The sequence below is a fragment of the Burkholderia sp. LFS061 genome, from assembly GCF_047978125.1.
In the GTDB taxonomy this organism is placed as follows: domain Bacteria; phylum Pseudomonadota; class Gammaproteobacteria; order Burkholderiales; family Burkholderiaceae; genus Burkholderia; species Burkholderia pyrrocinia_C.
Window position 1 is genome coordinate 12,257 of sequence record NZ_JBFPFS010000009.1, and the last position, 23,415, is coordinate 35,671.

Below are 23,415 nucleotides of genomic sequence, written 5' to 3' on the forward strand. Positions count from 1 at the left end.
CGTGACCTGGACTTAACGCATCGCCTTCACGTCGGCCGGCGTGACGCTCGCGGGCTGGCCGCCCCACGTCGCGCGCAGGTAGTTCGCGAGCTGTGCGAGTTCGTCATCGCTCAGCGTGCGTGCGAAACCCGGCATCGGCTGCAGGTTTTCGAAGCCGGCAAATTTCTGCTCGTCGATGCCGTCGAGCATCGCGACCAGCAGGTTGCGCGGATCGCCCTGACGCACCGTCGAGTTGCCGTTCATCGGCACCGCAACGTGCGGCTTGCCTTCGCCGTTGAAGCCGTGACAGCCCGCGCACACCGCGAGATATACCGAGCGGCCGGCCGCGAGCTGCGCGGCGTCGGCCGACACCGGCTTCACGGGCTGCGGCGCGGGCGGCGTATCGCCGAGCAGGTACACGGACAGCGCGCGCAGGTCGTCCTTCGTCAGGATCTGCGTGCTCAGGTGCACGACCGGATACATCTCGCCGAACGCCGAGCCTTGCGGCGCGATGCCGACGCCGAAGAACGCCTGCAGGTCGGTGCCCGTCCAGCCGCGCGCGGCGAGGCCGGCCGGCGTGATGTCAGGCGCGGCCACGCGGCCGAGCGCGGCGCCGGCAAGCGGCTTCGCGCTGTCCAGTTGGCCCGTGAACGTGCGCGGCGTGTGGCATTCCGCGCAGTGACCGAGCGGGTTCGCCAGATAGCGGCCGCGCTGCCAGTCGGCGGATTGCCCGGCCGACGCGTCCGGCAGGCTGTCCTTCAGGAACAACAGATCCCACACGGCCATGCCGAAGCGCAGGTTGTACGGGAACTTCAGCTCGTGCGCGCGGTTTTCCTGCGCGACCGGCCTGATCTTCATCAGGTACGCGTACATCGCGTCGGTATCGGCACGCGTGAGCTGCCGGTACGACGTGTACGGCATCGACGGATACAGCCGCTTGGACGGCGCCTTGCCGTCGTGCAGCGCGGCGTAGAAATCGTCCGCGCTCCAGCTGCCGATCCCGTGATCCTTGTCGGGCGTGATGTTCGAGCCATAGAACGTGCCGTACGGCGAATCGAGCTTCGCGCCGCCGGCGAACGGCGCGCCGTCCTTCGCGGTATGGCACGCCGCGCAGTCGGCGGCCTTGACGAGATAGCGGCCGCGCGCGACCTGATCGGCGCCGGGCGCGCCGGATGCGACGTTCGAGGCCGGCGCGTCATGGCCGCCGCAGGCGGCGAGCAGCAGCGCGCAGGCCGCCGCGAGCGCGGGCAGGCCCGCGGCACGCGCGACACGATGGGCGAATGTGCGTTTCATGCGGCGTCCTTCACGAGTCCCGGCGTCGTCAGCACCACGTCCTTCACGGCTTCGTAGTAGCGGACGTAGCCCGTGCAGCGGCAGATGTGCGCGTCGAGCGCGTCGGTGATCGTGCGTTCGACGTCGGCCTTCGCGATCGGCTCGCGCTTCAGGCGCTCGATCAGCACGGTCGCCGCGTTGACGAAGCCCGGCGTGCAGTAGCCGCACTGGAAGCTGAAGTGCTCGAGGAACTTCTGCTGGATCGGCGACAGCTCGACCACTTCGCCCGCGTCGTTGCGCTTCGCGTGGCCTTCGATCGTGCGGATCGAGCGGCCGTGGAAGAAGTGCGCGCCGGTGATGCAGGTGCGCATTTCCTCGCTCGTGCCGTCCGGCTTGTCGACGATCACGACGCATGCGTGGCAGATGCCCTGCCCGCAACCGAGCCGCGAACCGGTGAGGCCTGCGTATTCGTGCAGGAACTCGATCATCATCAGCCCTTCGGGCACCTGCATCGGGCCGACGGCCTTGCCGTTGATGTTGACCGACAGCGGCTTCTGCTGGAACCGGACGAGCGGACGCTCTACGGCGACGGGCGCAGCAGCCGGAGCGGATGCCGGCGCGGCCGAAGCCGCGTTCGGCGCGGAAGCGCCGGTCGCAGCCGCGCTGGCACTCGCGGCCGAAGCCGCGGTTTGGGTGGTCGTCATGCGAGCACCTCCTGAATCTTTTGCGGGGTCACCGGCAGGTCGGTGAAACGATGGCCGATCGCGTGCGCGATGCCGTTCACGATCGCGCCGACGACGGGGATCATCACCACTTCGGCGACGCCCTTCGGCGGATCCGTCTCGGACAGCGGCGGCAGGATGTCGCCCGTCTGCGACCATACGGCGACGTCGGATGCGCGCGGCAACGGGTAGCGGTTGAAGTTCCACGTGCCGTTGCCGGGGCCGTCCTCGTAGAGCGGCAGATATTCATGCAGCGCATGGCCGATGCCCATCGCGAGGCCGCCCTGCAACTGGCCCGACACGAGCTGCGGCGAAATCTGGTTGCCGCATTCCATGATCGAGTGGTGCGTGAGCAGTTCGACTTTGCCGGTCGCTTCGTGCACGGCCAGCTCGACGAGCGTGCCGACAGCCGTGTAGTACGTGACGGCCGCGTTGTTGCGGCTCGTCGGCGGGATGAACACGCGCTTGCGGTCCAGCACGCGGTAGCCGTTCGCGGTCGGCGGCAGCGTGCCGCGCATCGCGGTCGCGCCGGCCGGTGCGGCGGTGCCCGGCACCGGGCCGCTGCTATCGCCCGTCTTGTCGCCCGTCTTCGGCGCGCCGACGCGCAGCGACAGCCCGTCGATCGGCAGGCGTTCGACCGTGCCGCCCACTTCGAACTCGGCCTCGGTCCATTGCCAGCGGTTGAACACGTGCACGACGGCGCCGGTCGGCAGGCCGAGCGCATGCGCCTGCTTCGCGAGCTGTTCGAACGTCAGCGGCTCGAGGCCGTCGGCGGTCAGCTTGCCGTCGACCCAGCGTGCGTCCTCGATGCGGATCGTGTATGGCGCGGCCTGGCCGCCGCCGAGGCCGCGCGTCCAGATCGACATCGCGGCCGGCCACAGCCCGTAGCGGAACACCGCGCGCGCGGCTTCGCGCGTGCTGTGCGTGAAGTAGTACGCCGAATTCGTCGCGCTCGACGGCGACGCATAGTTCGGCGACCAGCGCGGGTTCGCGCTCAGCCGATCCTGGTCGGCCTGCGACATGATGTACGGATCGCCGCTCGTCTCGACCGGCAGGTCCGGCCATTCGGTCACGGCAACCCGTACTTCGGTCGCCGGACGGCCGAGCCATTTCGCGACCGCGACGGCCTGCGACGTCGACATGCCCGTGCCGATCTCGGCAGCCGTGTGCTGCAGCGACACCTTGCCGTGCTCGTCGAACTCGACCTTCGCGAACGACGCTTCCGCGCCCGTGCCGAAATCCTTCTGCACGCAGGCGAAGCCGACGCCGTAGCGCTTGCCCGGGTTCGCGGCCTCGAATTCCGCCTTGCGCGCGGCGCGGCGCGTCCACAGCGGATGCTGCTTCGCTCGCTCCAGCACTTCGTCGACGCGCAGCGCGCCGGCCGGAATCGCACCCTGCGTGTTCTTCATCCCCGAACGCAGCGCGTTGCGCAGCCGGAAATCGATCGGGTCGAGGTTCAGTTGCGCGGCGATCTCGTCGATCGCCATCTCGGTCGCGGCCATGCTCTGCAGCGTGCCGTAGCCGCGCGCGGAACCGGCGTCGATCGCGCGCGACGCGATCGCCACCGCCGCGAGGTCGCTCTTCGGGAAGTAGTAGATCGATTGCGCGGCCGTCGCGCCGACCATCGCCACCGACGGCGAGAAGTTCGAGCGCCCGCCGCCGTTCGCCTCGAAGTCGCCCTTGAACGACTGCAGCAGGCCGGTGTTGCGGTCGACCGCGATCCGGTAGCGCATCCTGAACGCGTGACGCTTCAGCGACGTCTGGAACTGCTCGTAGCGATCGTTCGCGAAACGCACCGGGCGGCCGTCCGCGTACAGCGCGCAGACGAGCCCGTAGAACGGCACGTTGAAGTGATCCTTGGAGCCGTAGCCGACCGTATAGCACGGATGCACGAACAGCTTCTTCACCGGGAAGCGGGTTTTCGCGACCATCGCGGCCGCGTTCTCCGCCACTTCGAGCGGCGATTGCGTCGGCACGACGAGATGCAGCGACTGCGTCGCGGCGTCGTACCAGCAGTTCGCGTTGTCGGGTTCGAGCGCGGCCGTATCGACCGACTGCGTGTTGTACTCGCGATCGAACACGAGCCAGTCGGCCGTCGGATGGTCGAGCTCGGCGGCGATCTGCCCCGCGAGGAACATGCCCTGCTCGTCGAGCTTGCCGTGCTCCTTGCCGTCCGGCCATACCGGCAGATGCTTGCGCATCATGCTCGGGAAGATCGGCGCATCCTTCAGGCTCGAATAGACGTCGTCGTCGTAGGCCGTCTTGCCGCCTACGCGCACGTAGCGGAAGGTGCCCCACGGATCGCGCTCGAGCGGGCCCGTGACCGCGCCGTAGCGGATCACGTCGTCACGGAACTTGAGCGCGTTCTTCGCGAAGCGGAAGCGCGCGAAGTCGTGATAGATGAGGATCGCGACCGCATGGCCGAGATACGCGGGCGTCTTGCCGGCCGGCAACAGCATGTCGTCGCCGTAGAACGCCGGGAACGCGACGCCGTCGCGCACCAGATCGTCGGCCGTGACCACGCGGTCCGGCTTCAGGTCGTCGCCGAGCTGCGACAGGTCGAAGCCTTCGTAGGTGCGGTCGGCCTGCGTGACGCGCAGGATCAGCGCATGCGACTGCTGCTGCGGCCAGTGCGGCATGTCGGCCGCGCGGACGTCGCGGGCGAACACTTTCGAGCCCGTGACCTTCGCGATGCCGTCGATGCGGAATTGGGGGATGCCGGTGACGCTATCCCATTTGACGGGGGTGAGGAGTTTTTCTTCGAAGAGCGCCGCGAATGCGCGACTGCCCAGCGGCGCGACATACACCGCGACGCCCGCCAGCACGCTGGCTTTCAGAAAACCCCGCCGTGACAGGCCGTGGTTTTTCATTTGGGGGGAACCTCCTGATGCGGCTCGATCGGCGATCGGGTGTCGCGGCGTTCGGAGCGGCGCGCATTCTGGCATTGTTTTAGATATATCGCCTATAGTATTTCCCGCATGAAATACTTATTGAATTTCTTATAACGGGATTCAGCCGAGGTGCGGCGCGTGGTCGCGGGGTGCGCAATGCGTCGGCGATTTGCGTGCGTTTGCCCCCCGTCGCACCGGCTTCGGCCGGCATCGACAGCACCCGACGGGCAAACGCGCCACGCATCGCGGCCGGTCTCCGATCGGCCGCCGTACATTGTTCCGTTCGCAACGATCCTGCCTGCCCCCTTCGAATGCGCAACAATTTCGCAGGCGTGGTTGACGACTTGCGGCCGGCGCGATGTTCAGTGTCGATGAACTGCGCCTGCCATGCGTCCGGGCACCCCGCGCCGCCCGTGTTTCATGGTAATGTCGCGCGTATCCGGCTTGCCGGCGCCTCCGCCACGTGCCGTGCGGGCGCCGCCAGCCATCGCGACTCGTGTCGAGGTCAAAAACCATGGCAGTCAGGGCATCAATCCTGAACTCCGTTCTCGCCACACCCTCCTCCGGCAACCACCGTGTCACGGCGGCGTTGCGCCCGTCGATGCTGGTCACGCTGTTCGAAGATATTCGCCCGATGGCGATGTCCGGGCTCGCGAGCGGCTTCGTCGCGGCCGTCGCGCTGATCCGGCTGCAGCAGCTCTGGTGTCTCGTGTGGCTGATCGTCGACGTCGGCCTGCTCGCCGCCCGGCTCGCGATCGCGCGTGCGTACACGGTGCACCGCGACGCCGGCGACGATCGCGCCGAATACTGGGCGAGGCGCTATGCGCCCGTGTCGCTCGCCGCATGCTACGTGCTCGGCCTCGGCGTGATGGGCTGCGTGGACGCCGTCGACGTCGAGCTCGGCACGCTGTCGGTGATGGTCGCGGGCGGCGTGTTCGGCGGGATCGCGTCGCGCAATTCGGCGCTGCCGCGGCTCGCGATAACGCAGGTCACGCTCGGCGTGCTGCCGATCGGCCTCGGCGCGTTGCTGGCCGACCGGCCCGGCGCGTGGCTGCTGCTGCCGCCGCTCGCGATCTATCTCGCGGCCATGCGCACGGTCGTCCAGCGCCATTACCGCGTGCTCGTCGCGCTGATCGCCGCGCGCCAGCGCAACGCCGAACTCGTCGCGCACTTCGACGCCGCACTCACCTACATGCCGCACGGCCTGTGCATGATCGACAGCGAGACCCGCGTGATCGTCGCGAACCGCCGCACCGCGCAGCTGTTCGGCTCGCCGCGCGAGATCATGCTCGAAACGCGGCTGGCCGACGTCGTCGCGGCGCTCGGCGCGAACGCCATATGCGATCCCGGCGGCGCCGGTCTCGCCGCTCAGTGCGACGTCTGGCTGACCCGCGACGAACCCGAGCCGTTCGACATCGTGCTCGCCGACGGCCGCCAACTCGAACTGACGCGCCACCGCGTGCCGGACGGCAATGCAGTGATCATCGTCGAGGACGTCACCGCGCGCCGCCAGACCGAGCAGCACATCCGGCATCTCGCGCGGCACGACGCGCTGACGGGTTTGCCGAACCGCCACGAACTGCATGCCCGGCTCAAGCGGATGCTGTCGCACCGGCCGCGCATGCCGGGCCCGTCGCTCGCCGTCATGTATCTCGACCTCGACGGCTTCAAGGCGATCAACGACCGCTTCGGCCACCAGGCCGGCGACGAGGTGCTGACGCAGGTCGCCGAGCGGCTCGGCAAGACGCTGCCGCCCGGCGAGCTTGCGGCGCGCATCGGCGGCGACGAATTCGTGGTCGCGATCGACGATACGACGATGCACGCGTGCTCGATCCTCGCCGCGCGCATCATCCGGCAGATCTCGGCACCGTATACGCTGTCGATCGGCAAGATCGTCAGCCTCGGGATCAGCATCGGCATCGCGCTCGACGACGGGCACGGCTCCCCCGACGAACTGATCCGTCAGGCCGACAGCGCGCTGTACGACGCGAAGTCGGCCGGCAAGGGCATCTACCGCTTCTATTCGAACGGCAGCCGCCGCGTGGCGCCGGTCACCGCCAGCTGATCCGACAGCACGCGTAGCCCGTTCATCGTCGTTTCCACTACCGGCCGCATCCTCCCGGCGATTCAATTCCGAAACGCGTTGCGTGTTCGCACGTCGCGCCGCGCTCGCGTGTCACGTGACGTGTTCCGTAACATCGCCGCTCGCCACCCGTTACGTTGACCGCAGAAGCCTGCACGATCGATGCAGCGGCCGACATTTCGTGGTTGGCATTCTTATTGCTCCTTGATGGGGAAAGAACGTTTCAGGGAGCCCAACATGAATACCGTCGAAGTCCTCGCCAGAACCGAAACGATCGACGAACAAACCGTGATCGACGGCGCGTCCCTGATCCGGCGGCTCGTTTTCGAGCGCCGCACGCACGCCCGTGAAGCCGCGTGCGTCGACAATCCGCCGCTGACGCTGTACGGCGCGTTTCGCCAGGGCGTCACCGATTACGGCGCGCGGCGCGCGAATCCGTATCGCGCCGGCAGCCGTTTCTGGGCATTGTGGGAAGAAGGACGTCTCGAAGCTGAAACATCGGGCCGCTGAGCCGGCCGCGCGCGCCGGCCCTGCTGCGGCAAGGGATCGGCGCGAAATTTGACGCATGAATGCGGCCGGCCGCGCGGCGGCATGCGTTCACCGATGCAACATCGCGCGCGGTTTCGCGTATCGGAAATTCGGCTCGCCATGCGCATCCGCGCTCATGCCGGTTGAGGGCGGTCGGCGTTGCGCGCTCCCCACGCGCCGCGTGGCGGTCGTTTCCCGATAAGATGGCAGATTCCGTTCATCGAACGATGCCGCCATGACCGCCCCTTCCTCACAGCGAAACCCCATCCACTGCGAAATCGATCTCGACGCGCAAGGCAAGCACGCGGGCTACCTGCGGCTGCCGCATTCCGTGCACCGCTCGGCGTATGGCTGGCTGCCGATCCCGATCGCGTCGATCCGCAACGGCGACGGCCCGGTCGCGCTCGTGATGGCGGGCAACCACGGCGACGAATACGAAGGCCAGATCATCGTGTCGCAGTTGATGCGCGAGATCGAACCCGAGATGGTCAGCGGGCAGTTGATCCTGCTGCCGATGGCGAATTTCCCCGCGGCAGACGCGGGCCTGCGCGTATCGCCGCTCGACGAAGGCAACCTGAACCGCAGTTTCCCCGGCGATCCAACCGGCACACCGACGCAGATGATCGCCCACTACATCGAGCACGCGCTGCTGTCGCGTGCGCAGTACCTGGTCGACCTGCATTCGGGCGGCAGCTCGCTGCTGTACCAGGGCGGCAACATGCTCGCGATCGATCCGCTCGACGCGGACGAAGCCGCGAAGCTCAACGGGCTGCTGGTCGCGTTCGGCTTGCCGAATGCGCTGCTGCACGCGCCGAACCCCGTGCATTCGGCATCGGCCGCGCGCCGGCAGGGCGCGATCTCGATCGTGACCGAACTGGGCGGCGCGGGCATGGCCGATCCGTCGCTGATCAGGCTCGGCCGCCACGGGCTGCTGCACTACCTCGGTTATATCGGCCTGCTGCGCGGCGCGCTCGTGCCCGATGCACCGCCGACCGTCACGCGCTTCATGCGCGTCGATGGCGACCGCCACTTCGTCTATGCATACGAGCGCGGGCTGTACGAGCCGCTCGTCGAACTCGGCGACCAGGTGAAGGCTGGACAGCCTGCCGCGTGGGTGCATTTCCCCGATACGCCGCTGCGCGAACCCATGCTGCACCGGTTCAACGGCGACGGCGAAGTGGTGTGCAAGCGCGTGCCCGCGCAGGTGCGGCGCGGCGATTGCCTGTTTCAGCTGGCGGAGTTGTCGGCTGCGCCGAGCGTCGGCCAATGAGTCAGATCCTATCGTTCAGGAAATCACGAACATGAAATGTCCTGCCTGCGGTGGCGCGCAACTGATCCGTGACACGCGTGACATTCCGTACACCTGCCAAGGTCACTCCACCGTCATACCGCGCATCACCCGCGACTTCTGCCCTGCATGCGAGGAATCCGTGCTGGACATCGAAAATGCAAGCCGCCTCGGCGAAGCGGTGACACGGTTCGCAACACAGATACGAGGTCAGGCGACGTAGCCGCGCGTCATCCGTCGCCCCGCATTCATCAAACGGGCGCGCCAGCACGGAGCGCCCCATTCGGCTTGCCCCTACCCCACTCCCGCTGCAAGCCTTCTGACGCCTGCCGCGAAATCCTTATCGAAATTGCTTCGTTCGCCTTTGCCGGCCGCGCCGCTAACGTGTTCAAAACGGCGGCGGCCGGCCGCATGCATCGCAGGATGCGCATCGGCCGCCGTCATCACGACAACCGCGCCGCGATAACGGAACAGACCGGACGGGCCATGTGCCCGCACCCCGAACGGAACGTCCGCATCGCGCGCCCTTCGCGATGCCCATGGCCACGAACGACCGCCTCATCGACACGACGCCGCTCGACGTCCGCGCGCAGCCTCTGATCGACGCGCTGATCGACGAGTATTCGACCCGTTACGACGCGTACCGCCCCGACAGCCGCGCATCCGCGCGCGACGAACTCGCGCGCTACCCGGCCGAACTGTTCGCGCCGCCCGAAGGCGCCTTCGTGCTGCTGCTGCGCGACGGCGAAACGATCGGCGGCGGCGCGTTCAAGCGCTACGACGCGCAGACCGCCGAGCTCAAGCGCATCTGGACGCGCACGGACCTGCGCCGTCAGGGCCTCGCGCGGCTCATCGTCGAAGCGCTCGAGCTGCGCGCCGCGCAGCAGGGCTATCGACGCCTGTACCTGACCACCGGTTTTCGCCAGCCCGAAGCGTGGGCGCTGTACGACCGCACCGGCTATACGCGGCTGTTCGATTCGTCGATCGACCCCGAAGCGTATTTCCACCTGCGGTTCGGCAAGGATCTCGCCGACCCGTCGCGCACGGCGTCGCTCGCCGACCTGTGGGCGCCGTTGCCCGAGCCGGCGCTGCCGCGCTGAGCCCACTGCTCCACCCGACTCCGCTCCCTACGACACAACAACAGGACGTTTTCATGCAACGAGCCGTACCGCTTTCTTCCCGTGCCATCCGTACGCTGGCCGCCGCGCTGATCGGCCTGACCGCATTCGCCGCGGCCGCCGCGACGTTCGACCTGAGCCCCGAGCAGCGCGGCCGCCCGCGCGGCGCAGCCGATGCGGCGGTCGAACGCGCGGTGCCCGCGTCGTTCAAGTTCGCCGAGCCCGGCACGCTGACGATCGGCATCGCGCCGAGCCTGCCGCCGATCAGCTCGTATGCGACCGACGCGCGCACGGTGGTCGGCTTCGACGCCGACGTCGGCCAGCTCGTGTCCGACAGCCTCGGCCGCAAGCTGAAGATCGTCGCGCTCGCATGGGCCGACTGGCCGCTCGCGCTCGAATCCGGGAAAGTCGACGCGGTGATCTCGAACGTGACCGTCACCGAGGAGCGCAAGCAGAAATTCGATTTCTCGTCGTACCGCCACGATCTGGTCGGCTTCTACGTGCGCAACGACAGCAAGATCCAGGCGATCCGCGAGCCGAAGGATGTCGCGGGGCTGCGTGTCGTGACCGACGCCGGCACCAACCAGGAAAAGATCCTGCTCGCGTGGGATCGCGAGAACGTCGTGCACGGGCTGAAACCCGTGCAGATCCAGTACTACGACGACCAGGCGATGCGCATCGTCGCCGTGCAGTCGGGCCGCGCCGATGCCGTGTTCAGCGTGAACTCGGTGCTCGCGTATCAAAGCGCGCAGCAAGGCAAGACGCGGCTCGTCGGCGCGATCAGCGGCGGCTGGCCGCGCACGGCCGACATCGCGATCGCGACGCGCCGCGGCAGCGGGCTCGCCGAGCCGCTGACCGTCGCGCTGAACGGGCTGATCAAGAACGGCCGCTACCAGCAGGTGCTCGACCGCTGGAACCTCGCGTCCGAAGCAATCGACCAGTCGCGCACGAATCCGCCGGGGCTGCCGAAGAGCTGAGCGTCGCGCGCGCCCCCGTCCATCCACGCCTCACGCAGGAATGCCGCTCACCATGTCTTATTCGCTTTCGTTGCTGGACAAGAGTCCGATCGCCGACGGCGCGAGCGCCGCCGACGCACTGCGCTTCACCACGACGCTCGCGCAGCGCGCCGAACAGCTCGGCTACGAGCGCTTCTGGGTCGCCGAGCATCACGGCACGCCGGGCTTCGCGAGCTCGGCGCCGGAGATCGTCGTCGCGCACCTGCTCGCGCGGACGTCGCGCATCCGCGTCGGCTCGGGCGGCGTGATGCTGCAGCACTACAGCCCGTTCAAGGTCGCCGAATCGTTCAAGCTGCTGGCCGCGCTCGCGCCGGGCCGCGTCGATCTCGGCATCGGCAAGGCGCCCGGCGGGCTGCCGCTGACCACGCGCGCGCTGCAGTGGTTCCACGACAAGGCGCGCAAGCCGGACTTCGCGGGCCAGCTCGCGGAACTCGACGCGTTTCTCGGCTGGGGCGTCGCCGAAGATCATCCGCTCGCCGGCGCGGTCGCGATGCCGGTGCCGCCGCAGCCGCCCGAACGCATCCTGCTCGGCGGCTCGCCGGACAGCGGCGCGCTCGCCGCGCGCAACGGCTGGCGCTTCTGCTACGCGGGGCATTTCAACGGCGACGACGCGAATCTCGAACGCTCGCTCGACGCGTACCGCAGCGCGGGCGGCACGCGGCCGCTCGTCGCGCTGTACGCGGTGGCAGCACCGACGCGCGACGAGGCCGAGCAGCTGATCGGGCCGCTGAAGATCTTCAAGCTGCAGTTCGCGGGCGGGCAGAGTTTCAACCTGGCGAGCGCGCAGGCGGCCGCCGAATTCGCGCGGCAAAGCGGCGCGTCCGACTACCGGATCGACGAGCTGCGCCCGACCGTGCTGGCCGATACGCCCGAGCGCGTGCACCGCGCGCTCGATGCGCTGAGCCGGCGGCTCGACGTCGATGCATTCGTGATCGATTCGCCGGTGACCGACTACGCGGCGCGGCTCGCGTCGGCCGAATGGCTCGGCGGCGCGCTGTCGGCAACACCGCTGCAAGCGGCCCTCGCGGCCGACCGCTCCCTTTCCCCTGACCAGAACGCGTGACGCTCCCATGACGACCCGACGATCGATCCCCTTCGGCCTGATGCTGCAAGGCGCAGGCAGCCACATGAACGCATGGCGGCATCCGAGCAATCCGCCGGACGCGAGCATCAACCTCGACTTCGCGATCGGCATCGCGCGCAAGGCGGAAGCCGCCGGCATCGCGTTCGCGTTCGTCGCGGACGGCCTCTACATCAACGAGAAGTCGATCCCGCATTTCCTGAACCGCTTCGAGCCGCTGACGGTGCTGTCGGCGCTCGCGGTCGCGACGAAGAAGATCGGGCTCGCCGGCACGATCTCGACGTCGTACAGCGAGCCGTTCACGGTCGCGCGCCAGCTCGCGTCGCTCGACGCGATCAGCGGCGGGCGCGCGGGCTGGAACGTCGTGACGACACCGCTCGAAGGCACCGCGAAAAATTTCGGCAAGGCGCATCCCGATCACGAACTGCGTTACGAGATCGCCGACGAATACCTCGACGTCGTGCAGGGCCTGTGGGATAGCTGGGACGACGACGCGTTCGTGCGCGACCGCGCGACCGGCCGCTTCTTCGATCGCGCCAAGCTGCATACGCTCGATCACCACGGCCGCTTCTTCCAGGTCGCGGGCCCGCTGAACATCCAGCGCTCGCCGCAAGGGCAGCCGGTGATCTTCCAGGCCGGCTCGTCCGACACCGGCATCGGGCTCGCGGGCAAGTATGCGGACGCGGTGTTCACGCATTCGCCGTCGCTCGACGAGACAGCCGCGTTCACGCGGCGCGTGAAGCAAAGCGCGGTCGAGCACGGGCGGCAAGCCGACGACGTGAAGATCTTCCCCGGCGTCGGGCCGATCGTCGGCCGCACGGCCGCCGAGGCCGAAGACAAATACCAGGCGATCCGCGACCTGCTGACGATCGACGAGGCGCTCGCGTATCTCGGCCGCTATTTCGATCACCACGATTTCACGCAATACGCGCTCGACGCGCCGTTCCCGGAACTCGGCGAGCTCGGCCGCAACAGCTTCCGCTCGACCACCGACCGGATCAAGGCCGACGCGAAGAACAAGGGCCTGTCGCTGCGCGAGACGGCGCTCGCGGTCGCGACGCCGCGCCCGAACTTCATCGGCACGGCCGAGCATGTCGCCGACGAGCTGATCCGCTGGCACGACGCGGGCGCCGGCGACGGCTTCATCCTCGGCTTTCCGGTGCAGGCGCAAGGCGTCGACGATTTCGTCGAGCTGGTGATTCCGGTGCTCGAGGCGCGCGGCCGCTACAGCCGCGACCTGCCCGGCGCGACGCTGCGCGACCACCTCGGCCTGCCGCGCAAGGCGAGCCGCCACGCGGTGCCCGGCGCGTCGCAGGAAGCGGCGGCCGAAGCGCACGCCTGACCCACCGCGGCCCGGCCACGGGCTGACGTGCCGCGCCGCCCGGGTGCGGCGCTTCCGACCGATTCGAGGACTTCCAACGACATGAGCGACACGACCCACCTCGGCGGCGCACTGCCGCCGCTCTCCTCCCCCGGCGCGCGCGAGCCCGGCACGCGGTTCCGGATCGTGCCCGCGCGCCACCGGGCGCGCACGGCCGGCACCGTGCTCGCCGTCGTGCTGATCGCGATCGCGCTGCATTCGATCCTCGGCAACCCGCAATGGGGCTGGCCGGTGTTCGCCGAATGGTTCCTGTCGCCGCCGGTGCTGTCGGGGCTCGCGCGCACGCTGGTGCTGACGCTGCTCGGCGCGGTGTTCGGCTTCGTGCTCGGCGCGTTCGTCGCGCTGGCCCGGCTGTCGCGTTCGCGCCTGCTGTCCGCGAGCGCATGGACCTTCGTGTGGCTGTTCCGCTCGATTCCGCTGATCGTGCTGCTTCTGATCCTGAACAACCTCGGCTACCTGTACGAGCATGTGCGGCTCGGCGTGCCGTTCACCGATATCGTGTGGTTCGAAGCGCCGACGACCGACCTGATCAGCCCGTTCCTCGCGGCCGTGCTCGGCCTCACGCTGAACCACGCGGCGTTTTCCGCGGAAGTGATCCGCGGCGGCATTCTCGCGGTCGACCAGGGCCAGCTCGAAGCGGCCGCCGCGCTCGGGCTGCCGCGCAGCCGCCAGACCGCGCGGATCGTGTTGCCGCAGGCGATGCGCGCGATCCTGCCGACCGCGTTCAACGACCTGATCACGCTCGCGAAAGGCACATCGATGGTGTACGTGCTCGCGATGCCGGAGCTGTTCTACACGGTGCAGGTGATCTATCGCCGCAACCTCGAAGTGATTCCGCTGCTGATGGTCGCGACCGTCTGGTACCTGATCATCCTGACGGTGCTGTCGGCGATCCAGGTGCAGGTCGAACGGCACTATGCGCGCGGCGCGCTGCGCAATCCGCCGCCGTCGGTGCTCACGTTCGCGCTCGCGCGCATCGGCGTGCTGTGGCGGCGTGCCGCGTCGCGCCATTCGGCGTCGATCGTGCGGGCCGCAGGCGATACCGATACCGTGGCCGCCGCCGTGCCGCGTGCGGGCGGCGAAGTGGCCGTGCATGGCGTGTCGAAACAGTTCGGCATGCAGCGCGTGCTCGACAACGTGTCGTTCGTCGCGCCGCGCGGCAGCGTGACCGCGATCGTCGGGCCGTCGGGCTCGGGCAAGTCGACGCTGCTGCGCACGATCAATCATCTGGAACGCGTCGACGACGGCTTCATCGACATCGACGGCGAACTGATCGGCTATCGGCGCGATGGCGACGTGCTCCACGAGCTGAAGGAGCGCGACGTGCTCAAGCGGCGCACGGCCGTCGGGATGGTGTTCCAGAACTTCAACCTGTTCCCGCACCTGACGGTGCTCGAGAACCTGATCGAGGCGCCGATCGCCGTCGCCGGCGTCACGCGCGATGCGGCCGAGCGCACCGCACGCACGCTGCTCGCGCGCGTCGGTCTCGCGGATAAAGCCGATGCGTACCCGCGCCAGTTGTCCGGCGGCCAGCAGCAGCGCGTCGCGATCGCGCGGGCGCTTGCGTTGCGTCCGAAGGTGCTGCTGTTCGACGAGCCGACGTCCGCGCTCGACCCGGAACTCGTCAACGAGGTGCTCGACGTGATCAAGGAGCTCGCGCGCTCGGGCACGACGCTCGTGATCGTCACGCACGAGATCGGCTTCGCGCGCGAAGTCGCGGACAACGTGCTGTTCATGGAGCGCGGGCGCATCGTCGAAGCCGGCCCGCCGGCCGTCGTGCTCGACGCGCCGTCGCATCCGCGCACGCGCGCGTTCCTGTCGCGGGTGCTGTGATGCGCATCCCTGCCGATAACCGGGGCGCCACACGATGATCGATCGACGTCAATTCATGACCGCCGCGCTGGTCGCGGCATCCGGCAGCCTGCCGTCGCGCATCGCGCACGCGGCGGCCGCAACCGCCGACCTCGACCCGCGTCAGGCCGGCCGGATTCGCGCGTCGCGTGACGACGCGGCCATCCGCGAGGCAAGCGGCTACCGCTGGGTGCGCGACGGCGCATTCACGGTTGCGATTTCACCGCACGCGCCGCCCGTATCGACCTACGCGACCGACGCGCGCACCGTGGTCGGCGCCGATCCCGACTACGCGCAGCTCGTCGCCGATGCGCTCGGCCGTACGCTCGTGCTGGTGCCGATCGCGTGGGCCGACTGGCCGCTCGGGCTGACGTCCGGCAAGTATGACGCGGTGATCTCGAACGTCGGCGTGACCGAGAAGCGCAAGGAGAAATACGATTTCACGACCTACCGGCTCGGGCTGCACGGTTTCTATGTGCGCACCGGCAGCCCGATCGCGAAGATCGCCGAGCCGAAGGACATCGCGGGCCTGCGGATCATCACCGGTGCCGGCACGAGCCAGGAGCGCATCCTGCTCGAATGGAGCCGGCGCAACGTCGCTCAAGGGTTGAAGGCGACCGGGTTGCTCTATTTCGACGACGATGCGACCGCGCGCGTCGCGCTGCTGTCGGGCCGCGCCGATGCGGAGCTGAACCCGAACGCGTCGCTCGCGTACGAGGCCGCGCGCAGCGGCAAGATCCGCCGCGTCGGCGTCGTCAATGCGGGCTGGCCGAACAATGCAGATGTCGCGATCGCGACGCGTCGCGGCAGCGGCCTCGCGCCTGCGCTGACGCTCGCGACGAATGCGCTGATCGGCAGCGGCCTCTACGGGCAGGCGCTCGCGCGATGGGGATTGCAGAGCGAAGCGATCGCGCGCGCGGAAACCAATCCGCCGGGGTTGCCGTCGTTCTGAAGGCGTCGACGCGTCGATGCCTGAGTGACATCGCCCCGGCATTCCACGATGGAAATACCGGGGCGAGTCGAAGCAGTGCCGTTCGTCGCCGAGTCGCGCCTACGCCGTCACCGCCGCTTGATACCGGTCGAGCTCCGCGACCTGCGCATGAATCGCCGGAATCAGGTCGCGCCCGTAGGCCAGCGCATCGTCGAGCGGATCGAACCCGCGAATCAGGAACGTCGACACGCCGAGCCGGTAGTACGCGCCGAGCGCCCGCGCGACCTGTTCGGGCGTGCCGACCAGCGCGGTCGAATTCCAGCGCGCGCCGGTCAGGTTCGCGACACCCATCCACAAGCGCTCATCGAGCACGTCGCCCTGCGCGGCGGCCGCCATCAGCCGTTGTGAACCGGCATTCTGCGGCGCGTGGCCGGCGATCGGCTGGCCGTTCGCGACCCGCGCCGCACGCACGCGCTCGCGGATCGCCTCGGCCTTCTCCCACGCGGCGGCCTCGGTATCGGCGACGATCGGCCGGAACGACACGCTGATGCGCGGCGCGCGCCCGAACGGCGCGGCGGCGGCCCGCACGCGCGCGATCTGCTCGCGCACCGATGCGAGCGGCTCGCCCCACGTCATGTAGACATCCGCGTGCTCGCCCGCGACCGCGAGCGCGGCCGGCGACGAGCCGCCGAAATAGATCGGCACGTGCGGCCGCTGCGCGCCCTTCACGACAGGCGACGCGCCGCGCAGCCGGTAGAACTCGCCGTCGTGGTCGACCGGCGCATCGGCCTGCCAGATCCGCTTCAGCACGTCGAGATATTCGCCGGTGCGGCGGTAGCGCGCATCGTGCGGCACGAAATCGCCGTCGCGCTGCAAGTCCGTATCGTCGCCGCCCGACACGACGTTCAGCGCGAGCCGGCCGCCGCTGAACACGTCGAGCGTCGCGATCTGCCGCGCGGCGGCCGACGGCACGATCACGCCCGGCCGATGCGCGAGCAGGATGCGGATGCGTTCGGTCGCGGCGGCCGCGAACGAGGCGACGATGAAGCCGTCCGCGGCGTTGCTGAAATGGCCGACCAGGATCTGGTCGAAGCCCGCCGCCTCGTGCGCCTGCGCGAAACGGCGCACGTAGTCGGGCTGGACGGCCGCGCCGCCCGGTACGTCGACCTCCGCGCCGGGTGTCGCGGTGATCATGCCGATGATGTCGACTGGCATGTCGGGATGTCCTTCTGGTTTTCGATCGGGAATCGTGGATGCGGCGGCGCGATTACTGCGCGGCGGCCGTCTTTTGCGCAGGCGCCGCGAACGCGCCCGCATACGAGCGGTCGAGCAGCTTCGACGTGTCGTACGCGGCCGGAATCACGCCGGCCTTGTGCAGGAAGTCGGCCGTGTTCTGCGCGTCCTTCGCGGCCGTATCGTCGACCGGGCCCACGCGCTGCTTCGCATTGTCGAGCCAGCGGTACGCGACGTCGGGCTCGAGCTTCGCGCGCTTCGACCACAGGTCCGCATACTCGCGCGGATGGCTGTCGACCCACTGGCGCGCGGCGACGACGCGCTTCAGGAAATCGGTGATCTCCGCACGCTTGCCCGACGCGGCCTGCTCGTTCGCGGCGACGAAGCTCAGTGCGGGCATCAGCCCCTGCGCGGTGGTGACGGGCCGCGCGCCCTGCCGCAGCGCCAGCGTGCTGACGAACGGCTCCCACAGCGACACGGCATCGACCGACCCGTTCGCAAGCGCGTTGGTCGCGTCGATCGGCATCAGGTACGCGTACTTGACCGAATCCGCGCGCAGGCCCGCGTGTTCGAGCGCGCGCAGCACGAGCTGCTGGCTCCAGGCGCCGCGCCACACGGCGACGGTCTTGCCCTGCAGGTCGGCCACGGTGCGCACCGGCGAATTCTTCGGCACGAGGATCGCGACGCCGTCGAGGCTCTGCCGCGACACCGCGACGACCTTCACCGGCGCGCCGCGCGCGGCCAGCGTGAGCAGCGCGGAATCGCCGAGAAAGCCGATGTCGATCGCGTTGCCGTTCAGGCTCTCGGCGACGGGCGCGGCGGCCTGGAAATGTTTCCACTCGATCGTGTAAGGCAGGTCCTTCAGCACGCCGGACGCCTCCATCGACGCCTGGATGTTGAAGTAGTTCTGTTCACCGACGCGCAGCGTGACGGTGTCTTTCGCGATGCCCGGCTGCGCGGCAAGCGCCAGCAAGAGCACCGTGGCGATTCGGCTCAGCAACGTAATCTCCCGGATGGTTGGCGGGCTGCCGCACGACGGCGGCGCCTCGTTGTCCGCCTTGCACGACGGCCGGCGGAACGAATGGATCCGATGAAGATACGGTGATCTTCCTCATGAGACAAACGCAATATTCTGCTATTCAAAGATGCAAATATTTTATGGAACGAGCAGCGTCACGCGACACCGGACGCCGCCCTCCGCCACACATCGTTCGAATGATTCCTCGACATGTATTTCGTGCACGAAATAAATCCCGGACTATATTTCGCATACGAAATAACTACCTGGAACGAGGACGGCCATGACCTCCCAACCGATCGAGTTTTCCGCCATCGACGGCTATCCGCTGCGCGGTACGCTATGGACGCCCGATGCCGAACCGCGCGCGCTGGTGCTGATCCATCCGGCGACGGCCGTGCCGGAGCGGCTGTATGCGGGCTTCGCGCGCTTCCTGACCGGACGCGGCTTCGCGGCATTGACCTACAACTACCGCGGCATCGGCGCGTCGCGGCCCGCGCGCCTGGGCGCGCTGCGAGCCCGCATGCGCGACTGGATGGAGCTCGACGTCGGCGCCGCGACCGCATGGGCACGGCACGCGTACGAAGGGTTGCCGCTGCTGGCGGTCGGGCATAGCGTCGGCGGGCATGCGATCGGGTTGTCCGCGAGCACGACGCACCTGCGCGCGGCCGTGCTCGTCGCCGCGCATGCGGGCAGCACGCGACTGATCGCGCAGGCGGCCGAACGCCTGAAGGTGCGGCTGATCCTGCGCGTGCTGGGCCCGCTGATGTCCGCGCTGCTCGGCTACGTGCCCGGCAAGCGGCTCGGGCTCGGCGAGGATCTGCCGGCCGGCGTGTTCCGCGAATGGAGCCACTGGACGACGCTGCCGCACTATTTCTTCGACGATCCGACACTCGGCGCGGCCGATCGTTTCTCGAAACAGCGGCTGCCGATCCTCGCGCTCGGCTTCGACGACGATCCGTGGGCGAACCCGGCCGCGATCGACCTGCTGGTAAGCTATCTGACCGGCGCGGCGGTCGAGCGCCGCCAGATCGATCCGCACACGGCGGGCAGCGGCCCGGTCGGGCACATGGGCTTCTTCCGCAGCCGGCCCGGCGCCGTGCTGTGGCCCGACCTAGCCGACTGGCTCGCGCAGACACTCGACGCGCCGCGGGCCGTCCATCCCTTTCCATTGCAGCCGGGAACCCAGCTTGAGCGAAAACCGACGACTGTTTTTCCTGTTGAACATCGGCCAGCGGCGCGTGCAGCGCTGGGTCGACCGCAAGGCTGAAACCGATACGCGCGCGAGCGCCGCGCAGGCCGGCGTGCTGTTCTGTCTCGCGAAGCAGGACGGCGCGCTGATCGGCGAAGTCGGCGCCGCGCTGCAGCTCGCGCCGTCCGCGATGACGGGGCTCGCCGACCGGATGGCGAAAGCCGGCCTGCTCGCGCGCCACGCCGATTCGGACGACGGCCGCGCGACGCGCCTGTACCTGACCGACGAAGGCCACACGGCGCTCAAGCACGCGCGCGTGCTGCTGCGCGAGCTGAACGGCAAGCTGTGCGACGGGTTTTCCGACGCGGAACTCGATATCGTCGCGCGCTGGCTGCACGCGTTGCAGGACCGGTTTCCGGCGGAGCGCTGAGCAGCGGCAACGCGGACGCCGCATCGCCTGCCGGCAGCGAATCGATTCGACAAACCGGCTCGCGCCGGCTGCAATCGAAAGCGATTGCGATTCGCCTTTTCGATTCGATTTCCGCGCACTCGCGACGGCAAATTTTGCGTTCGCGCCGCGCCGCTCCGGCAACGCTTTCCGGCTACGCTCTGTTACAAAAAATTGCCTGCCGCGCCGCATCCGGATCATCTACATTGCAATCCACTTCTACGCATTCTTCGCCTGCCCGAACCGGCCTCCCAGCCGGGTGGCATCAACGACACATCCGTCACAAGCAATAAAAACGAATAGGAGTCTTGACCGAAGTGCTGGCGGTATCCAGCGCACGCGGATCGCGATGGCTGAAGCGGTATCCTGAACGACACGTCCCGGCGGCACGCATCGTGCGCATCGCCGCGGCGCCCCGATCCGGCGGCCTGTGCCGCCGCACATCGGCTCGCGCTGCCTCGTTCCGCCGCACCATCGCGGCCGCACGTCAACGAGGAGCAGTTCATGCGACGCACTATCGTGTCCCACCCGCTTTTCACCTGCCTGCCCGCCGTGATGGCGCTGGCCTGTGCCGCCGCGCACGCCGATCCCGTGCTCGTGTCCGGCCCCAGTCCATACGCCGCCTGCACCATAGGCGGGCCCGGCACCGTCTATGTGAATGCCGAGGTCGAACCCTGGCTTTCGGTCAATCCGGCAAACCCGACGAACATGATCGGCGTATGGCAGCAGGACCGCTGGTCGAACGGCGGCGCGCACGGGCTTGTCGCCGGTTATACGTTCGACGGCGGCGCGACCTGGGCGCGGACGACGCAGCCGTTCAGCGCATGCGCGCCGGGCGGGCTCAAGTACGAGCGCGCGTCCGACCCATGGGTGTCCTTCGGCCCGGACGGCACCGCGTATTCGGTATCGATCTCGTTCAACCAGTCGAACAACAGCAACGCGGTCGCCTCATCGGTATCGACCGACGGCGGGCAGACCTGGAGCAGCCCCGCATTGCTGATCGCGGACAACGAACCGACCACGCAGTTCTTCAACGACAAGGAATCGGTGACGGCGAACCCGGTGAAGGCCGGCACTGCATACGCGGTATGGGACCGCCTCGAACTGCCGAACGGCAACCCGTACGCGAACCTGCATACGCAGGCGTTCCGCGGGCCGACGCTGTTCTCGAAGACGACCGACGGCGGCAAGACCTGGAGCAAAGCGAAGGTCATCGTCCACGTGCCGTCGCGCCAGCAGACGATCGGCAACCAGATCGTCGTCGATCCGAAGAGCGGCACGCTGTACGATTTCTTCAACCTGATCCAGCCGCCGTTCAGCAAGGCCGCCGGCAAGGTCGCGTTCATCAAGTCGACCGACGACGGCGCGACCTGGACGAAGCCGCAAGTAATCGCGGGGCTGCAGACGGTCGGCGTGACCGACCCGAACACCGGTGAACCCGTGCGCACCGGCGACATCATTCCCGAGCCCGCGATCGATCCCGCGTCGGGCCAGCTTTACGTCGTGTGGCAGGACAGCCGCTTCAACGGCGGCAAGTACGACGAGATCGCGCTATCGACGTCGAAGGACGGCGGCGCGTCCTGGAGCGCGCCGCTGCAGATCAACACGCCGACCGGTCGGCCTGCCTTCAATCCGTCGGTGCGCGTCGACAACGCGGGCGCCGTGATGGTCACCCACTACGACTTCCGCGACCTGCTGGCCGGGAACACGACGACGCTGCCGACGGGCTTCTGGCGCAAGATCTCGCACGACGGCGGCGCCACGTTCAGCGACGAGCGGCGCGTCGGCGGACCGTTCGACATGAAGCTCGCGCCGAACGCGGAAGGCTTCTTCATCGGCGACTACCAGGGCCTCGACGTCGGCCCGTCGTCGTCGTTCCATCCGTTCTTCGTCCAGACCAGCGCGGGCAACCTGACGAACCGCACGGACGTGTTCTTCGCCCCATGACGCGAACCGGCAGCACGGCCGCCGTCGCGACGTGATCCGTCGCGCGGCGGGCGCCCGCGTCACTGCATCTCGGTCAGCACGATGCGCCCGTCGACCTTGCCTTCGCGCAGCTTCGCGAACACGTCGTTGATGTTGCCGAGCCGGTCGCGATGGATATGCGCGCGCACCAGGCCGTCGGCCGCGAAGTCGAGCGATTCCTGCAGGTCGCGGCGCGTGCCGACGATCGACCCGCGCACGGTGATGCCGTTCAGCACCGTCGAGAAGATCGGCAACGGGAAATCGCCGGGCGGCAGCCCGTTGAGCGCGACCGTGCCGCCGCGCCGCACCATCCCGAGCGCCTGCGCGAACGCGCTGCGCGACACCGCCGTGACGAGCACGCCGTGCGCGCCGCCGATCTCCTTCTGGATCACCTTCGCCGGATCGTCGACCGATGCGTCGATCGTCAGTTGCGCGCCGAGCTGCCGCGCTAGCGCGAGCTTGTCGGGCGAAATGTCGATCGCCGCGACGTGCAGGCCCATCGCGCGTGCGTATTGCACCGCCACGTGCCCGAGCCCGCCGATGCCGGAGATCGCGAGCCACTGGCCGGGGCGCGTATCGGTGACGCGAATGCCCTTGTAGACGGTCACGCCCGCGCACAGGATCGGCGCGATCTCGTCGAATTCAACCTGTGCCGGCAAATGGCCGACGTAGTCGGGATCGGCCAGCACGTATTCCGCGTAGCTGCCGTTCACCGAATAGCCGGTGTTCTGCTGGTCGTGGCACAGCGTTTCCCAGCCCGTGTAGCAGTACTCGCAATGTCCGCAGGCCTTGTAGAGCCACGGCACGCCGACGCGGTCGCCCTCGCGCACGTGCGTGACGCCCGCGCCGACCGCCGCGACGATGCCGACGCCTTCATGCCCCGGAATGAACGGCAGCGACGGCTTCACGGGCCAGTCGCCGTCGGCCGCGTGCAGGTCGGTGTGGCAGACGCCCGACGCCTTGATGTTGACGAGGATCTGGCCTGGGCCCGGCGTCGGCACGGGCACTTCCTCGATACGCAACGGTTCGCCGAATGCGTGCACCACGGCCGCTTTCATGGTTTGCGTCATGCGTCGCTCCTGTCTGGTCATTGAGCGACCCAGTATCCGGTTTCGGCATCGGAGAACGTTGATGCGTATCAACGCGATGCGCGCTATCCGGCGATCGCGGCTGCATCGTCTCATCGCACGGCGGCGCGGCGCGGTCGGGCGCACGCCGCTTCGCGGCACGCCATACCGGTCGCACTAGCGAACGATCATCGGCCAGCGCGCCTTCCACTACAGCCGACGTTTCACCGATCCGACGGAAGCCGTACGCACCGCCGACATCCGGCTTGGAATTTGAGATGATATAACATATCATTTCGCGTGCTCGTCCGCCTGACTCCGTTCCACTGTGGGTGGCCGAGCGTCGCCGAG

General features: G+C 68.4%; 18 protein-coding genes and 1 pseudogene. 13 read left to right on the forward strand and 6 right to left on the reverse strand.

The annotated features are described in order from the left end of the window. Positions 1 to 12: 12 nt before the first annotated feature. The 3 genes from ACNQQL_RS10640 to ACNQQL_RS10650 are packed head-to-tail and all read right to left on the reverse strand — an operon-like array spanning position 13 to position 4,843. Positions 13 to 1,272: a cytochrome c gene (locus tag ACNQQL_RS10640; protein WP_347064085.1), complete on the reverse strand. Its 1,260-nt coding sequence runs from the start codon at positions 1,270 to 1,272 to the stop codon at positions 13 to 15. Beyond that, a complete protein-coding gene (locus ACNQQL_RS10645) occupies positions 1,269 to 1,955 on the reverse strand; it encodes a (2Fe-2S)-binding protein (RefSeq protein ID WP_347064086.1) in 687 nt (228 codons plus the stop codon). The genes ACNQQL_RS10640 and ACNQQL_RS10645 overlap by 4 nt, the downstream gene beginning before the upstream one ends. Next, positions 1,952 to 4,843 carry a xanthine dehydrogenase family protein molybdopterin-binding subunit gene (locus ACNQQL_RS10650; protein WP_347064087.1) on the reverse strand — a complete coding sequence of 964 codons (2,892 nt, stop codon included), beginning with the start codon at positions 4,841 to 4,843 and terminating at the stop codon, positions 1,952 to 1,954. The genes ACNQQL_RS10645 and ACNQQL_RS10650 overlap by 4 nt, the downstream gene beginning before the upstream one ends. 535 nt (positions 4,844 to 5,378) lie before the next feature. On the opposite strand from ACNQQL_RS10650, the gene ACNQQL_RS10655 reads away from it, so the two are divergent. The 10 genes from ACNQQL_RS10655 to ACNQQL_RS10700 all read left to right on the forward strand — a co-directional run bounded on the left by ACNQQL_RS10655 (position 5,379) and on the right by ACNQQL_RS10700 (position 16,162). Beyond that, the gene (locus tag ACNQQL_RS10655) at positions 5,379 to 6,929 is read left to right on the forward strand and encodes a diguanylate cyclase domain-containing protein (protein WP_347064088.1); all 1,551 of its coding nucleotides are present in this window, start codon (positions 5,379 to 5,381) and stop codon (positions 6,927 to 6,929) included. A gap of 255 nt (positions 6,930 to 7,184) precedes the next feature. Continuing rightward, the gene (locus tag ACNQQL_RS10660; protein ID WP_347064216.1) at positions 7,185 to 7,457 is read left to right on the forward strand and encodes a hypothetical protein; all 273 of its coding nucleotides are present in this window, start codon (positions 7,185 to 7,187) and stop codon (positions 7,455 to 7,457) included. Between the two features lie 253 nt (positions 7,458 to 7,710). Beyond that, a complete protein-coding gene (locus ACNQQL_RS10665; protein ID WP_347064089.1) occupies positions 7,711 to 8,745 on the forward strand; it encodes a succinylglutamate desuccinylase/aspartoacylase family protein in 1,035 nt (344 codons plus the stop codon). Positions 8,746 to 8,776: 31 nt separating this feature from the next. Further along, positions 8,777 to 8,986: a type II toxin-antitoxin system MqsA family antitoxin gene (locus tag ACNQQL_RS10670; protein WP_416392592.1), complete on the forward strand. Its 210-nt coding sequence runs from the start codon at positions 8,777 to 8,779 to the stop codon at positions 8,984 to 8,986. 316 nt (positions 8,987 to 9,302) lie between these two features. Next, the gene (locus ACNQQL_RS10675; protein ID WP_204423005.1) at positions 9,303 to 9,863 is read left to right on the forward strand and encodes a GNAT family N-acetyltransferase; all 561 of its coding nucleotides are present in this window, start codon (positions 9,303 to 9,305) and stop codon (positions 9,861 to 9,863) included. 53 nt (positions 9,864 to 9,916) lie between these two features. Further along, positions 9,917 to 10,858, forward strand: a complete 942-nt coding sequence (locus tag ACNQQL_RS10680) for an ABC transporter substrate-binding protein (protein ID WP_347064090.1) — start codon at positions 9,917 to 9,919, stop codon at positions 10,856 to 10,858. Positions 10,859 to 10,910: 52 nt separating this feature from the next. Next, a complete protein-coding gene (locus tag ACNQQL_RS10685) occupies positions 10,911 to 11,960 on the forward strand; it encodes an LLM class flavin-dependent oxidoreductase (protein WP_347064091.1) in 1,050 nt (349 codons plus the stop codon). 7 nt (positions 11,961 to 11,967) lie between these two features. Beyond that, positions 11,968 to 13,320 (forward strand): LLM class flavin-dependent oxidoreductase, encoded by a 1,353-nt coding sequence (locus tag ACNQQL_RS10690; protein WP_072438591.1) that lies wholly within the window; start codon positions 11,968 to 11,970, stop codon positions 13,318 to 13,320. An 81-nt stretch (positions 13,321 to 13,401) separates the two neighbouring features. After that, positions 13,402 to 15,192: an amino acid ABC transporter permease/ATP-binding protein gene (locus tag ACNQQL_RS10695; protein ID WP_347064092.1), complete on the forward strand. Its 1,791-nt coding sequence runs from the start codon at positions 13,402 to 13,404 to the stop codon at positions 15,190 to 15,192. Positions 15,193 to 15,226: 34 nt separating this feature from the next. Beyond that, a complete protein-coding gene (locus ACNQQL_RS10700; RefSeq protein ID WP_347064093.1) occupies positions 15,227 to 16,162 on the forward strand; it encodes an ABC transporter substrate-binding protein in 936 nt (311 codons plus the stop codon). A gap of 99 nt (positions 16,163 to 16,261) precedes the next feature. On the opposite strand, the gene ACNQQL_RS10705 is transcribed toward ACNQQL_RS10700, so the two are convergent. Both ACNQQL_RS10705 and ACNQQL_RS10710 read right to left on the reverse strand, forming a co-directional pair. Then, positions 16,262 to 17,356: an LLM class flavin-dependent oxidoreductase gene (locus ACNQQL_RS10705; RefSeq protein WP_347064094.1), complete on the reverse strand. Its 1,095-nt coding sequence runs from the start codon at positions 17,354 to 17,356 to the stop codon at positions 16,262 to 16,264. A 52-nt stretch (positions 17,357 to 17,408) separates the two neighbouring features. Then, on the reverse strand, positions 17,409 to 18,374 hold the full coding sequence (locus ACNQQL_RS10710) for an ABC transporter substrate-binding protein (RefSeq protein WP_347064095.1): 966 nt from the start codon (positions 18,372 to 18,374) through the stop codon (positions 17,409 to 17,411). Positions 18,375 to 18,675: 301 nt separating this feature from the next. On the opposite strand from ACNQQL_RS10710, the pseudogene ACNQQL_RS10715 reads away from it, so the two are divergent. The 3 genes and pseudogenes from ACNQQL_RS10715 (at position 18,676) to ACNQQL_RS10725 (ending at position 21,979) form a co-directional block, all read left to right on the forward strand. After that, positions 18,676 to 19,586: pseudogene (locus ACNQQL_RS10715) on the forward strand (serine aminopeptidase domain-containing protein). Further along, positions 19,583 to 20,014, forward strand: a complete 432-nt coding sequence (locus ACNQQL_RS10720; RefSeq protein WP_310137807.1) for a MarR family winged helix-turn-helix transcriptional regulator — start codon at positions 19,583 to 19,585, stop codon at positions 20,012 to 20,014. Before ACNQQL_RS10715 ends, ACNQQL_RS10720 begins: the two are co-directional and overlap by 4 nt. A 522-nt stretch (positions 20,015 to 20,536) precedes the next feature. Beyond that, positions 20,537 to 21,979, forward strand: a complete 1,443-nt coding sequence (locus ACNQQL_RS10725) for a sialidase family protein (protein WP_347064096.1) — start codon at positions 20,537 to 20,539, stop codon at positions 21,977 to 21,979. Positions 21,980 to 22,038: 59 nt separating this feature from the next. On the opposite strand, the gene adhP is transcribed toward ACNQQL_RS10725, so the two are convergent. Further along, positions 22,039 to 23,067 (reverse strand): alcohol dehydrogenase AdhP, encoded by a 1,029-nt coding sequence (gene adhP / locus ACNQQL_RS10730; protein WP_072438607.1) that lies wholly within the window; start codon positions 23,065 to 23,067, stop codon positions 22,039 to 22,041. Between the last annotated feature and the right edge of the window lie 348 nt (positions 23,068 to 23,415).

Excerpts from the sequence above, each read along its gene's own strand:
- ACNQQL_RS10640 (WP_347064085.1), bottom strand. The coding sequence starts at position 1,272 with ATGAAACGCACATTCGCCCATCGTGTCGCGCGTGCCGCGGGCCTGCCC.
- ACNQQL_RS10645 (WP_347064086.1), bottom strand. The coding sequence starts at position 1,955 with ATGACGACCACCCAAACCGCGGCTTCGGCCGCGAGTGCCAGCGCGGCT.
- ACNQQL_RS10650 (WP_347064087.1), bottom strand. The coding sequence starts at position 4,843 with ATGAAAAACCACGGCCTGTCACGGCGGGGTTTTCTGAAAGCCAGCGTG.
- ACNQQL_RS10655 (WP_347064088.1), top strand. The coding sequence starts at position 5,379 with ATGGCAGTCAGGGCATCAATCCTGAACTCCGTTCTCGCCACACCCTCC.
- ACNQQL_RS10660 (WP_347064216.1), top strand. The coding sequence starts at position 7,185 with ATGAATACCGTCGAAGTCCTCGCCAGAACCGAAACGATCGACGAACAA.
- ACNQQL_RS10665 (WP_347064089.1), top strand. The coding sequence starts at position 7,711 with ATGACCGCCCCTTCCTCACAGCGAAACCCCATCCACTGCGAAATCGAT.
- ACNQQL_RS10670 (WP_416392592.1), top strand. The coding sequence starts at position 8,777 with ATGAAATGTCCTGCCTGCGGTGGCGCGCAACTGATCCGTGACACGCGT.
- ACNQQL_RS10675 (WP_204423005.1), top strand. The coding sequence starts at position 9,303 with ATGGCCACGAACGACCGCCTCATCGACACGACGCCGCTCGACGTCCGC.
- ACNQQL_RS10680 (WP_347064090.1), top strand. The coding sequence starts at position 9,917 with ATGCAACGAGCCGTACCGCTTTCTTCCCGTGCCATCCGTACGCTGGCC.
- ACNQQL_RS10685 (WP_347064091.1), top strand. The coding sequence starts at position 10,911 with ATGTCTTATTCGCTTTCGTTGCTGGACAAGAGTCCGATCGCCGACGGC.
- ACNQQL_RS10690 (WP_072438591.1), top strand. The coding sequence starts at position 11,968 with ATGACGACCCGACGATCGATCCCCTTCGGCCTGATGCTGCAAGGCGCA.
- ACNQQL_RS10695 (WP_347064092.1), top strand. The coding sequence starts at position 13,402 with ATGAGCGACACGACCCACCTCGGCGGCGCACTGCCGCCGCTCTCCTCC.
- ACNQQL_RS10700 (WP_347064093.1), top strand. The coding sequence starts at position 15,227 with ATGATCGATCGACGTCAATTCATGACCGCCGCGCTGGTCGCGGCATCC.
- ACNQQL_RS10705 (WP_347064094.1), bottom strand. The coding sequence starts at position 17,356 with ATGCCAGTCGACATCATCGGCATGATCACCGCGACACCCGGCGCGGAG.
- ACNQQL_RS10725 (WP_347064096.1), top strand. The coding sequence starts at position 20,537 with ATGCGACGCACTATCGTGTCCCACCCGCTTTTCACCTGCCTGCCCGCC.
- adhP (WP_072438607.1), bottom strand. The coding sequence starts at position 23,067 with ATGACGCAAACCATGAAAGCGGCCGTGGTGCACGCATTCGGCGAACCG.